This is a genomic window from Actinophytocola sp. NPDC049390, assembly GCF_044466355.1.
Classification (GTDB): Bacteria; Actinomycetota; Actinomycetes; order Mycobacteriales; family Pseudonocardiaceae; genus Actinophytocola.
This window is the reverse complement of the sequence record NZ_JBITMQ010000016.1, coordinates 135,864-148,371: the sequence shown is the minus strand read 5'-3', so window position 1 is coordinate 148,371 and position 12,508 is coordinate 135,864. Positions and strand designations below refer to the sequence as shown.

General features: G+C 70.9%; 8 protein-coding genes. 2 read left to right on the top strand and 6 right to left on the bottom strand.

All coding sequences use genetic code 11. From position 1 onward, the window contains the following. Positions 1 to 176 precede the first annotated feature (176 nt). The 6 genes from ACIBVP_RS36525 to ACIBVP_RS36500 all read right to left on the bottom strand — a co-directional run bounded on the left by ACIBVP_RS36525 (position 177) and on the right by ACIBVP_RS36500 (position 10,410). Positions 177 to 4,160: a S8 family serine peptidase gene (locus ACIBVP_RS36525; RefSeq protein ID WP_396111042.1), complete on the bottom strand. Its 3,984-nt coding sequence runs from the start codon at positions 4,158 to 4,160 to the stop codon at positions 177 to 179. Positions 4,161 to 4,225: 65 nt separating this feature from the next. Continuing rightward, the gene (locus ACIBVP_RS36520; RefSeq protein WP_396111041.1) at positions 4,226 to 7,198 is read right to left on the bottom strand and encodes a LuxR C-terminal-related transcriptional regulator; all 2,973 of its coding nucleotides are present in this window, start codon (positions 7,196 to 7,198) and stop codon (positions 4,226 to 4,228) included. 179 nt (positions 7,199 to 7,377) lie between these two features. Next, positions 7,378 to 8,748 (bottom strand): NAD(P)(+) transhydrogenase (Re/Si-specific) subunit beta, encoded by a 1,371-nt coding sequence (locus ACIBVP_RS36515; protein ID WP_396111040.1) that lies wholly within the window; start codon positions 8,746 to 8,748, stop codon positions 7,378 to 7,380. Beyond that, positions 8,745 to 9,047, bottom strand: a complete 303-nt coding sequence (locus ACIBVP_RS36510; protein ID WP_396111039.1) for an NAD(P) transhydrogenase subunit alpha — start codon at positions 9,045 to 9,047, stop codon at positions 8,745 to 8,747. The genes ACIBVP_RS36515 and ACIBVP_RS36510 overlap by 4 nt, the downstream gene beginning before the upstream one ends. Next, positions 9,048 to 10,187, bottom strand: a complete 1,140-nt coding sequence (locus tag ACIBVP_RS36505) for an NAD(P) transhydrogenase subunit alpha (protein ID WP_396111038.1) — start codon at positions 10,185 to 10,187, stop codon at positions 9,048 to 9,050. Between the two features lie 100 nt (positions 10,188 to 10,287). Next, on the bottom strand, positions 10,288 to 10,410 hold the full coding sequence (locus tag ACIBVP_RS36500; protein WP_396111037.1) for a hypothetical protein: 123 nt from the start codon (positions 10,408 to 10,410) through the stop codon (positions 10,288 to 10,290). 309 nt (positions 10,411 to 10,719) lie between these two features. On the opposite strand from ACIBVP_RS36500, the gene ACIBVP_RS36495 reads away from it, so the two are divergent. After that, positions 10,720 to 11,166: a CBS domain-containing protein gene (locus tag ACIBVP_RS36495; protein ID WP_396111036.1), complete on the top strand. Its 447-nt coding sequence runs from the start codon at positions 10,720 to 10,722 to the stop codon at positions 11,164 to 11,166. Positions 11,167 to 11,200: 34 nt separating this feature from the next. Then, positions 11,201 to 12,493, top strand: coding sequence for an SLC13 family permease (locus tag ACIBVP_RS36490; RefSeq protein WP_396111035.1), 1,293 nt, complete (start codon positions 11,201 to 11,203; stop codon positions 12,491 to 12,493). Positions 12,494 to 12,508 lie beyond the last annotated feature (15 nt).

Genomic DNA, 12,508 nt, shown 5'->3' with positions numbered 1-12,508 from the left:
GCATGCGGCGTTACCCCGCGAACTCGATCGGGTGATCCTGGCTTGAGCGAGGGGCCGACTGTCCACTCACGCGATGGGTGCGTTCGCAGCCGCAGGGGCCGAGCACCGGATGCTCGACCCCTGCGGCATCGTCCCACCGCTGGGTGTGGGTACTGGTGTCGGTCGGGCCTGTCGTGTCAGGGAACCTGGACCGGGACGGTCAGCTCCCGTTCTTCTCCGCCGTTGCCTCGGATCACGACGTCGACGTGGCCGGTGACACCGGGCGGAAGCAGGCCGGCGTCGAGGGTGGCGGTGATCGATGTCGCCCGGCGGTCCTGCACCCCGCTGGTCTGGGACAGGCTGAGCCAGGGCGCGGATGCGAGCAGATCGTCGCCGGTGGCGTGTGCCAGGACCGCCTCGGCCGCGAAGCCGCTACTGAGTAGCGTGCCGTCGTCGCGGATGTCGGTGCCCCGGAGCAGCTGCGGCGTCCCGGCGGCAAGACGGTGCGTCGCCAGCTCGATGCACGACCGCGGGTCCACCCGCACCAGGTACGGCGGCGTCGCCAGTGCGCCCGGCGTGGTTTTCCAGAGCGACCCGGACCCGGGTTGGTAGGCGAGGCCGATCCCGTCGACGCCGTACATCACGCACCGGTTCCGCACGGTCCCGGGAGCGGCGCTGCGCCACCCGGCCACGGTCAGGATCTCCGTGCCCAGTGCGCGTCGGGTGTTGACCCCGGGGTTGAGCTCCACGAAGAACCGGTCGGTGTCCTCGTCGTAGGCCAGCCCGTTGACGCCGCCTCCCTGCGGGACGTCGAACCGGATCATCCTGGCCAGTTCGCCGGTGGCGGCCTTGGCGCAGACGATGCCGTTGACGTTCTTGTTGAAGACGAAGCAGATCTCCTCCAGGGCGTCGACGAAGGCGAGGTCTCGCACGTCGACCGTGCGGGGGTCGACGCCGAGTGAACGCACGATCTCCTCGGTGGGGATGGTCCGCCCGGTGGCCACCCCACCGGTGGTGTACTCGGCGATCTTGTGGGTGCCGTCGAGTTTCGCGAGGGAGACCCACCAGCTGTTGTCGGCCTCCTCGATCGCCATCGAGTACATCCCGAAGGGGATGTTCACCCGGCCGGTCTGGGTGGCGGGGGCGGCCGTGTCCACCGGGTTGCGGATCGCCGCCTGCCAGTCGTACTGCTCCTTGCTCTTGTTCCCGAGTTGGAAGGTGGTCGACCCGGCGCTCGTCTGGACGGTTTTCACGGTGGGCGACGCCGAGGTCAGTGACACGTTCGCGGTGGCGGACGTCTGGGCCGCCGTGATGCCCGCGGTCGCGGTGGCCGACCGGGTCGGGTAGCCACCGGGTTTGATCGCCGAGACGGTGTAGCGCTGCCCGGTGAAGATCTCCGCCCGGTACCGGCCGAGCGAGTCGGTGCGGTAACGCCACCGCAGCCGCCCGTGGCCGTCCACGATGTCGACCGACGCTCCCGCGATCGGCTTACGGGTCGCGGCGTCGGTCACGGTGCCCTGCACCAGGCCCGCATCGGGCAGGTCGATCCGCATCTGCGTGTCGTTGGTCCGCCATGGCCATTTCCCGGCGTTCGAGGGCTGGAGGTAATCGTGCGTGCAGCAGGCCATGGTGGTGGGGCTGCCACTGCTGCCGGTCATGAAAACGATCGCGCCGCCATACATCGCCGCGGCCACCTCGGGATCGACGCGATCGGCGCCGATGGTGATGTCGCCGCCCTCGTACAGGACGACGGCGAGATCGATCCTCGAGGTTGTCGTCGCGACCACGAAGTTGTGGAACTCGATGGTGAACGCCCGGTGCGGGGCGGTGCCGGTCGTCGCGGTCCGCACCTCCGAACCCTCCAGCCGCCACAGTTCGGTGTCGAGCTGAATTCTCGGCGTCGGTGGGCAGTTGTCGTCTGCCCGGATCGCATGCCAGCGCGGTTCGTCGACACAGAAGCCGAGTTCCGTCAGACCGGTGGTCTGGTTCTTCACCTCGACCTTCGTCATGGGGTAGCCCTGGTACCGGAACTCGAACGGCAGTGTGAGCTCGGCCCCGACCGTACTGCGGGCGTCAGGGTTCGGCGTCAGTTCGACCGGGTCCGTCCCTGGCGTCCAGGTGCGCTTCTCGACGACGCAGTCATAGCCGTACGGCGTGCCGATCTGGTTCCCGGTTCGACCGTCGACCGCGCGCCGGGGCACCACGACCGGCCCGAGCGACACGTCCGCGTCCACCAGCTCGACGCTGCGGAAGACCTTCCGGTCGCCGCAGATGCCCGCGTCGATCGTGACCAGGTGCGTGCGCGGAGCCGGCACGTTCTCGATCGCGTAGTTGCCGTCCAGGTCGGTGACCGCCGAGTAGACCGAGCCCGCCACCGACACGGTGGCGTTCGGCAGGGCGACCCCGGTGTTCTCGTCGACGACCCGGCCGCTGATCGTGTAGCCGGGCAACGCCACCAACGACACCGCCAGGGTGGCGGTGCCACCGGCGATGATGGTCACGGTCTCGGTGGCCTCCTCGAACCCGAAGGCCGTCACCGCGGCGCTGTACTCACCCGCCGGAATCCTGAGGGTGAACGCGCCGGTGTCGTCGGAACGGGACGAGCGGACGGTCGAACCGGCCGTGAGCCGGATGGTGGCGCCGGGCACGGCCGCACCGGACGTGCTGGCGACGGTGCCGGTGAGCGTGCCGAGTGAACCCTGGTTCGTCCCCTCCAGCAGCGCGATCGCGTCGAGCCGGCCCTCGCCGTAGACGTTGTTGTCCTCGGCGGTGCCGCCGCACTGGGCGTCCGCGGTGTCGACGGCCGTCGAGTCCAGCAGCTGCCGGGTGCCCGCCACGTCGCCGGCCAGGGTGGGGTCGGCCGCCCAGAGCAGCGCGATCGCACCGGCGACGTGCGGCGCGGCCATCGAGGTGCCGTTGTAGATGGCGTAGCGGCCCCCCGGCACGCTGGACCGGACGTTCACGCCCGGCGCCGAGATGTTCGGCTTGATCTCGCCGTCCTGCCCGGCGCCGCGGGAGGAGAACGGGGCGATGGCGTTGTTCACGTCGTAGGCGCCGACCGAGTAGTTGATGGTGCGGGAGCCGGGGGAGCCGGAGGTCGCGCAGTTCGGGCCGTTGTTGCCGTTGGACCACACCCCGAAGATGCCGGCGTCGGCCCAGGCCTGCTGGATGTCCTCCATGAACGGGTCGTTGGACGGGACCCTCGTTCCCCACGAGTTGTTGATGATGTCGGGTCTCTTGCCCGGGTCGGGGGCGGTGCCGTCGACCTTCGTCGGTGCGAGCATCCACTGGGCCGAGGCGATCAGGTTGGTGTCGGAGCAGCTGGCGCACCCGTTCGCGGAGATCCAGGTCGCGCCGGGGGCCACCCCGATCCGGTTGGCGGCACCGTCGTCACCGACCATGGTGCCGATCGTGTGGGTGCCGTGGCCGTTGTCGTCGGTCGGGAAGTCGGACGCACCGGTCGCGTCGAACCAGTTGTAGTCGTGGCTGAACGTGCCGTCGTCGTGGTAGCCGCGGTAGGAACCGGCCAGGGCGGGGTGGTCGAACTGCGCACCCGTGTCGATGCTGCCGATGACGACTCCGTCGCCGCGTACCCCGTAGTCCCGCCACACCTGGTCGGCCCGGATGTTCTTCACGCCCCATTCGGGCTCGGCCTCGGCGTTGACGCCGACCCGGTTCTCACTGAGTTCCGACGAGACCGGGGCCGGGGGCTCGTACTCCTGCGGCGGGAGGATCCGGTCGACGCCCGGGTCGGCGGCCAGGACGTGGGCCAGGCCCAGTGAGCCGTCCTCGACCCGGACCGCGTTGGTGATCCAGACGGAGGTGTACTCGACCTTCTCCTTCTTCAACCGCGCGATCGTCGCGGCCTGGCTGTTCTTCGCGGTGGCGCGCAGTCGATCCACCACCAGCGCACCCCGGCTGTCCCAGGACCGCACGTCCCGGGCGGCGGCGGTGTCGGCTTCGGCGGTGAAGGTGATCCAGAAGTCCTGCGCCTCGCCGGGCGCCGCCGCGAACTTCTCGGTCAGGTCCGGCGCGATCTTGTCGGCTGCCGGCTTCGTGTCCGGTTCGGCCGCCGCTCCGGCGGTCGGCGGCGACACCACCAGCAGGGAGAGCATCAGGCCTGCCGCCGACAGCGCGGCTGTGACACGCGGTGTTCGGCGCGGCGGATGGTTCATGGTCATGGATTCGGAGGATTCCCGAGCGCACCGGGCCGGGGCGAGCGGTCAGATGACCTATTGGTTATGACCTACCGGCCGGTCACCCGGCCGTCCGGCTTCTGCCCCGCTGGCGACGGCGGCCGGATCAGCCCCGCGTGAGTGGCGGCCACGACCAGCGCCGTCCGCGAGGCCACGCCCGTCTTCTGCATCGCCTTCGACAGGTGCTGGCCGACGGTCCGGGGGCTGATGAACAGGGCGACGGCGATCTCCTTGTTCGTCATCCCGCGGGCCGCGTGTTCGATCACCTGGATCTCCCGTGGCGACAGTTCGTCGCCGTAACCCAGCGGTCCGCGCCGCCAGGTCCGGGCGATCTCGACGTTGTACTCGCGCAGCGTGTGCACCACCCGGTCGGCGTCCCAGCTCGCCCCCAGGTCCCGCAACCGCTGCTCGGTCTCGCGCAGCAGGGCGACCGCCGCCGACAGCTCGCCCGCGCCGAGCAGGCACCGGCCCTGGCGTTCGGCGGCGAGCAGTGCGTCATACGGACGTGGCAGCTGGGCCCACTGCCGGGCCGCGTCCGCGAACAGCCCGGCCGCGCAGACGGGGTCGTCGCCCTGGGCGAGCAACCCCCGGCAGACGGCGAGTGCCGAGGACGACGCCGGGATCCGGCGGCCGCGGTGCCAGTCCGCCACCTCGTCGACCAGGCGCTCGGCCGCGGGTCCGCGGCCTGCGGCGAGCAGGCTCTCCACGTGCACGCCGAGGATGTCGGCCGACCAGTGCCAGACCGCCTTCTCCGCGATGACCGCCAACACCGGTTCGGTGACCCGCAGGGCGTCGTCGACCCGGCGACGCCCGAGCAGCAGCCTGGCCAGCCCGGCAGGCGCGATCGTGTGCTGCGGCATGAGGACGGCGCCGGCGCCACTGTCGACCGCGGCCCGCAGGTGCCGTTCGGCGACCGCGTGGGAGCCGACGGCGATGGCCAGTTGACCGGCCACCGCGTAGGCCCACATCCGCTCGTCGCCCCGGACCGCACGGAAGGCGAGCGCTGCCGCCTCGTCGAGCAGCCCGTCCCAGCCGCCGGTGTTCCACCGCAGGCCGGCGGCGACCACCTGCGCGCTGACGGCCAGCGCCTGCGGACTCGCGTCCGCCATGATCCGCCTGGCGTCGTCAAGCAGGTGGCGGGCGTCGGGATAGCGACCCCAGGCCACGGTGGCGATGGCGTGATCCAACGTCCGGGCCGCCGTCGCGGCCCGTTGCGACGGGGTCAACCCCGCTGGGGACTCCGGACCGGGCCAGGCGGTCTCCGCACCGAACAACAGCATCAACGTGGACCGGTGCGCGGCGGTGGCCGCCCGCTCCACCGGGCTGCCCGCCGCGTCGACCAGTTCGGTCGCCCGGTCCAGCCAGCGCAGGTGCCGCTCCGGCGCCCAGCCGGGCGCGAACGGGAAGGCAAGGTTGAGCATCGACCGGACCGCGAGGTCGGGGCGGTGGACTTCGAGGTCCGGCACCGACGCCTCGAACTCGGCGATCGCCTCGCCTGCCCGGCCCGCGCTCCACAGCGCCCGGCCCAGCCGGAGCCGCAGCTCGCCCCGCTCCCTCGGGCCGCACTCCGCGGACTCGAGCAGCTTCCGCAGCGCCGTCGCGACGCGGTCGGCGAACTCCCCGAGCGCGTCCTCACCGTAGAACCAGGCGTCACCGAGTTTGTCGGCGAGCCGGAGGTGCCGGTCGATCGGGTGGTTCGCCTCCTCGACCAGCTCCAGCAGCGTGAGGAAGGCGCCGCGGCCGTCGCCCGCGGCGACCGCCCGATCGGCGCTCGCCTCGCCGTAGCGGCACCAGGCCTTGATGTCGCCTGCTCCGCGCGAGTGCCTGGCCAGTCGGTCCAGGTCCTGGGGGTGATGACGCAGCAGCGACGCCACGGCCCTGGCGTGCCGGGTGCGCACCCCGGACGGCGGGACCGTGTCGAGCACCGCACGGGCCTCCAGCGCGTACCGGAAACCGTAGGTGGCGACATCGGCCTCGCCGAGGATTCCGGACTCCAGCGCCGCGTCCAGGGCAGGTTCACCGCGCTCCGGCCGCAGGGCCGCCACCTCGGCCAGCACGGTCCCGTCGGCGGGATGCGCCAGCACCGCCGCGGCCTCCAGCAGCCGCACGGCGTCCGGTGGCAACCGGGACAGCCGTCTGTGCACCGAGTCGGCGATGGTGCGGGGAACAGTCAACTCCGACAACACTTTGCGGTTCACGGCGCCGGTGGCGAGCAGGTCGGCGTCGCGGTCCTGCAGCAGCCGCACCGTCGCCTCGACGGCCAGCGGAACGCCGTCTGTGTGGTCGTGGATGAGGGCCGCGAGCTCCTCGGAAACCCCGTCACCGCCCAGCATGTCGTCGATCAGCCTGCGGGCCTGGTCGACGTCGAGCGGGCCGGGCGCGACCCGGAGCAGTCCGTGTGACTCCGGCATCCGGGAGGTCAGCCCCCACAGCAGGGAGTCCCGGTCGACGTCCGCGGGCCGGTAGGTGACGACCAGCGAGCACTCACTGTCCAGGTCGCTGGCCAGCAGCAACAGCCATTCGATGGTCGCCCGGTCGGCCCACTGCGCGTTCTCGATGACCACGAGGTCGGCGCCCAGCCGCGCCACCAGCTCGGTGAGCGCCCGCAACAGGCGGTGCCGGGTGGCGGCGCTGTCGTCCAGCGGTTCCGGTGCGGGCGGCAGTTCGCCCGCCCACTCGGGGAACACCGGGAGCAGCGCGCCGCACAGGTTGCTCAGGCCGAAGGACCGCAGGTCGGCGTGCCCGAGCCGGTCGCGCAGCCTGCGCACCCCGTCGAGGGCGGCGCTCAGCAGGAAGGGCCGGTCCAGCGGCGGACAGGCCCCGACCACCTGGCGGCGGTCGGCGATGTCCGGGTGCCCGAGCACCTCGCGCAGCAGCCGGGTCTTGCCGATGCCCGGCTCGCCCTCGATCAACACCAGGGTGGGACCGGCCGCGATGGCCTCGACCACGCGCGTCACGAGGTCGTCACGACCGATGACGGGCCGCGCCGGCGGCGACGGTTCACGCTGCGACTGGGGCTGCATACCGCGTCCTTCCCGGCAGAAACTGCTGGTCGTCAGCCCATCAAAGCCCGCGGCCGTCGTCGGCACCAGAGTCGGCGGCCGTGACCGCACGATGCGGGTGATGATCATCACATGTGGACGCCGGTGAACCTCGACGGGCGTGCGGCAGCCTGGCGACGCGTGCCGTTCCGCCGATCGGACTACAACGACTTCACCGCCGCCACGAGCTTGCTCAGCGACTCCTTGGCGTCGCCGAACAGCAGTGTTGTCTTCGGGTCGTACAGGAGCTCGTTCTCGATGCCCGCGAAGCCGGGCCGCATGGACCGTTTGAGGAACACGACGGCGTCGGCGTTGGCGACCTCGAGGATGGGCATGCCGTAGATCGGTGACCCGGGCGCGGAGTGCGCGGCCGGGTTGACGACGTCGTTCGCGCCGACGACGAGTGCCACGTCCGTGCTGCGGAACTCCGGGTTGACCTCGGTCATCTCCTTGAGCTTGTCGTACGGCACGTCGGCCTCGGCGAGCAGGACGTTCATGTGCCCGGGCATCCGCCCGGCCACCGGGTGGATCGCGAAGGTGACCTCGATCCCCCGCTGCTCCAGTTCGTCGGCGAGGTCGCGCAGGGTGTGCTGGGCCTGGGCGACGGCGAGTCCGTAGCCGGGCGCGACGACCACCTTGCGGGCGTAGCCGAGGAGGATCGCGACGTCCTCCGGGCCCGCCGAGCGCACGGGACGATCGGACTCGGTGGTGCTGCCCAGCGTCGACCCGCCCGCGAAGGCGCCGAACAGGATGTTGGTCAGCGACCGGCCCATCGCGTCGGCCATCATCTTGGTCAGCAGCGTGCCCGACGCGCCGACCAGCGTGCCCGCGACGATCAGCAGCGTGTTGGACAGGACGTACCCGCTCGCCGCCACCGTGATCCCGCTGAACGCGTTGAGCAGCGAGATGACGATGGGCACGTCCGCGCCGCCGACCGGCAGCACCAGCAGCAGGCCGACGCCGAGTGTCAGGACCGCGAGCAGGACGGCGCCGAGCATCGAGCCGTTGACCGCCACCCAGACGCCGGTGGCGAGTGCGCCCGCGACCGTCCCGACCGCCACCCAGCGCATGCCGGGGAAGAGCATCGGGCGGCCGGTGATCAGCTCCTGCAGCTTGGCGAAGGTGAGCAGGGAACCGGAGAAGGTGATGGACCCGATGAGGACGGTGAACGCGGTCACCGCGAGGTGTGCCAGGTCGTCCGAGGTGCCCTCGGCCAGCTCCAGCAGCGCGACCAGGGCGCCCGCCGCGCCGCCGACACCGTTGAACAACGCGACCATCTGCGGCATCGCGGTCATCGCGACGCGCCGGGCCGCCGCGGTGCCGATCGCACCGCCCACCGCGATCGCCAGCAGGATCCACACGAGCCGGTCCGGGCGTTCTGCGGCGAACACGACGAGCACCGCCACCAGCGCGCCCGCGGCCCCGACGAGGTTGCCCACCCGCGCGGTCCTCGGCGAGGACAGTCCCTTGAGCGCGAGGATGAAGCAGACCGCGGCGACCAGGTACAGCAGGGCCGTCCAGTTCTCGCTCACGACCGGGGCTCCCGTTCTTTCCTGTCCCTGCCGCGGAACATCCGGAGCATGCGGTCGGTCACGACGAACCCGCCGACGAGGTTGACCGTGGCCAGCACGATGGCGACCAGCTCGAGCACGAAGATCGCCGTCGACTCGGTGTGCGCGGCGACCGCGACCGTGCCGACCAGCACGATGCCGCTGATCGCGTTCGAGCCGGACATGAGCGGGGTGTGCAGTGTCGAGGACACCTTCGAGATGATCTCGTAGCCGACGAACACCGCCAGCACGAAGACCGTCAGCAGCGCGATTCCATCCACTTAGGACTGCTCCTCTCCACCGCTGTTGTCGAGCAGGTCTTTCGTGGGCGCGTGCCGGACCTCGCCGCGGTGGGTGACACAGCACGCGGAGATGATCTCGTCGTCGAAGTCGGGCGCCAGGGTCTCGCCGGAACGCATGAGCAGCAGCAGGTTCACCACGTTCGTGCTGTAGAGCCGGCTCGCCTGCGCGGGCAGCTGGCTGGGCACGTTGCGGGCACCCCACAGCAGCACCCCGCCGACCGTGATCTCCTCGCCGGGCTTCACCCCCTCGACGTTGCCGCCGGACTCGGCGGCGAGGTCCACCACGACCGACCCGGGCCGCATCGCGGCCACCATCTCCGCGGTCACGAGCAGCGGCGCGGACCGCCCGGGCACCGCGGCGGTCGTGATCAGCACGTCGGCCGCGGCCACGTGGGGTGCGAGCAGTTCACGCTGCAGCCGCGCGCGTTCCTCCCCCATCTGCCTCGCATACCCGCCGGTGCCCTCCAGGGTCGGCAACTCCAGGTCGACGAACTCCGCGCCGAGGCTGCGGACCTCCCCCGCCGCGGCCGCGCGCACGTCGTACGCGTGCACCAACGCACCCAGCCGCCGCGCCGTGGCGATGGCCTGGAGTCCCGCGACACCGGCGCCGAGCACGAGCACCCGCGCGGGCGGGATCGTGCCGGACGCCGTCATCGCCAGCGGCAGGAACTTCGGCAGCCGCTCGGCGGCGACCAGCGCCGCCCGGTATCCGGCGACGAAAGCCTGCGAGGACAAGGCATCCATGGCCTGCGCGCGGGCGATGCGCGGCACCAGCTCCATGGCGAACGCGGTGTGCCCCGCGTCGCGCAGCGCACGCACCCGGTCCAGTTCCTGCGCCACGGGCAGGAACGACACCGTGATCGCGTTCGGGGCGAGCACGTCGAGCCTGTGTGTGCCGATCGGCCGCACCGACAGCACCGCCCCGGCGCCGTCCAGCGCACCGGTGTCCACGGCCGCGCCCGCGTCGCGGTAGTCGTCGTCGAGGAATCCCGCGGCCGCACCGGCACCCGGCTCGACCACGACCTTCAGACCTGCTTCGGCAAGGCGCGACACCAGGCCAGGCACGAGCGCGACCCGCCGCTCGTCGGGTCCGGTCTCGCCGGCGATGGCGACCTTCACAATCGCACCTTAACGCACAGAATCGATGCGAATAAGGAGTTGATTTTCCGAGCGTGACGAGAACGATGACGTGATGGTCCACATGAGACCCCCGCGCCGGTCAGCGCCAACGGCCCCGGCCCACGAATCGCAGCACCGCCGCGAGGAGGAGGAAGCCGCCGATCAGAAGGATCGCCGGCACGAGTTCCGCCACGCAGTCCTCCTGATCAACATCGACCGGCATGGACACAACATGGTATCCGCGCGCCGAGATCGCAGAGGGTCGCGGCGCGGGAGTTGACCAGGAAGGCATAAGGGCGGCATAAAAATGATCCGGCGCCACGGCTGACCCCGGCGAGCACTTCGGGCAAAACGGTCACCCGTTTGCGATCCATGGATCTTTGCGGCATCTTTGTGCGCGGCGTGCCGGGAAGTCTGGTCGGCGACCGTCCCCGGCCGGGGGCGGTGTCCTGATGTCGACCCCGGAGCCGCCCAGTGGTGTTGTCCCAACCTTGTCGTGCCGATGCCACCACGTTCGTCGTACGCTGCGACCATGCACGCCAAGGAGATGGCCGAGGACTTCCCGGTGGTCGACGCGGAGTCCGACGCGTGGGACGCGGTCACGCGGATGGCGGAACGCCGCCTGCCCGGGCTGGTCGTCACCGACACGGCGGGCAAACCGGTGTCGGTGCTGCCGTCCTCCCAGGTGGTGCGGATCCTCGTGCCCAGCTATGTCCAGGACGACCCGTCGCTGGCCGGGGTGTTGTCCGAGCGGATGTGCGACCGGGTGGCGGACAAGCTGCGCGGCAAGACGGTCCGGGCACTCGTGCCGGACGACGCGCCGGAGCCCGCGACGGTCAACGCCGACGACACGATCGTCGAGGTCGCCGCCGTGATGGCCCGTCTGCGCAGCCCCCTCGCCGCGGTGATGGACGGCGACGAACTGGTCGGGGTGATCACCGCGTCCCGGCTCCTGCAGCTCGCCCTCACTCCGCGCTAGCCGTCTCGGCGGCCGCCCCTGCCCAGGGGGCGGTGTGAGCACCGGGATCGCCATCACCGTGTTCGTGGTGGCCTACCTGTTCATCGCCACCGAGCGGATCCCGAAGACCGCCGCCGCGCTCGGCGGGGCCGCCATCGTCCTCGCTCTGGGCGTGGTCGGGTCCGAGGACGCGTTCTACTCACACGACACCGGCATCGACTGGGACGTCGTCTTCCTGCTGCTCGGCATGATGATCATCGTCGGGATCCTGCGGCGCACCGGCGTGTTCGAGTACACCGCGATCTGGGCGGCCAAACGCGCCAAGGGCTCCCCGCTGCGGATCATGATCCTGCTGGTCCTGATCACCGCGGTCGCGTCCGCGTTCCTCGACAACGTCACCACCGTCCTGCTCATCGCCCCGGTCACCCTGCTCGTCTGCGAACGACTCGACATCAAGCCGATCCCGTTCCTCATCGCCGAGGTGCTCGCCTCCAACATCGGCGGCGCCGCCACCCTCATCGGCGACCCGCCGAACATCATCATCGGCAGCCGCGCCGGGCTCACGTTCAACGACTTCCTCGTCCACATGACACCGATCGTCCTGATCGAGCTCGCCGTGTTCACGCTCGTCCTGCCCTGGCTGTTCCGCGGCTCGTTCGCCGTCGACCCGGACAAGGCAGCGGGGGTCATGGAGCTGAACGAACGCGAAGCCATCCAGGACACCCGGCTGCTGGTCAAGTGCGGGCTCGTGCTGGCGGCGGTGTTCACCGCGTTCATCGGGCACTCGGTGTTCCACATCGAGCCCTCGGTGGTCGCGCTGCTCGGCGCCGGTGTGCTCGTGCTGATCTCCGGCAGCAGGCCGAAGGACTACCTCGCCAGCGTCGAGTGGGAGACGCTCCTGTTCTTCGCAGGGCTGTTCATCATGGTCGGCGCCCTGGTGAAGACCGGCGTCATCGGCGAGCTCGCCGGACTGGCCGCCGACGCCACCGGAGGCGACGCGCTCACCGCGGTCATGCTGATCCTCGTCGTGTCCGCCGTCCTGTCCGGGATCATCGACAACATCCCGTACGTGGCGACGATGAGCCCCATCGTGCTCGAACTGGCAGGCGACATCGGCAACCCGGTCCACTCCGAGGCGCTGTGGTGGTCGCTCGCGCTCGGCGCGGACTTCGGGGGAAACCTCACCGCGGTCGGCGCCAGCGCCAACGTCGTCGTCCTCGGCATCGCCATGCGCGCGGGCACGCCGATCTCGTTCTGGGAGTTCACCAGGAAAGGCGCCGTGATCACCGCGATCACCATCGCCATCGCCGCGCCCTACCTGTGGCTGCGGTACTTCGTCCTCGCCTGAAAGCACACGGGAATG

Coding starts and splice junctions, on each gene's coding strand:
- ACIBVP_RS36525 (WP_396111042.1), bottom strand. CDS start 4,160: ATGACCATGAACCATCCGCCGCGCCGAACACCGCGTGTCACAGCCGCG.
- ACIBVP_RS36520 (WP_396111041.1), bottom strand. CDS start 7,198: ATGCAGCCCCAGTCGCAGCGTGAACCGTCGCCGCCGGCGCGGCCCGTC.
- ACIBVP_RS36500 (WP_396111037.1), bottom strand. CDS start 10,410: ATGCCGGTCGATGTTGATCAGGAGGACTGCGTGGCGGAACTCGTGCCG.
- ACIBVP_RS36495 (WP_396111036.1), top strand. CDS start 10,720: ATGCACGCCAAGGAGATGGCCGAGGACTTCCCGGTGGTCGACGCGGAG.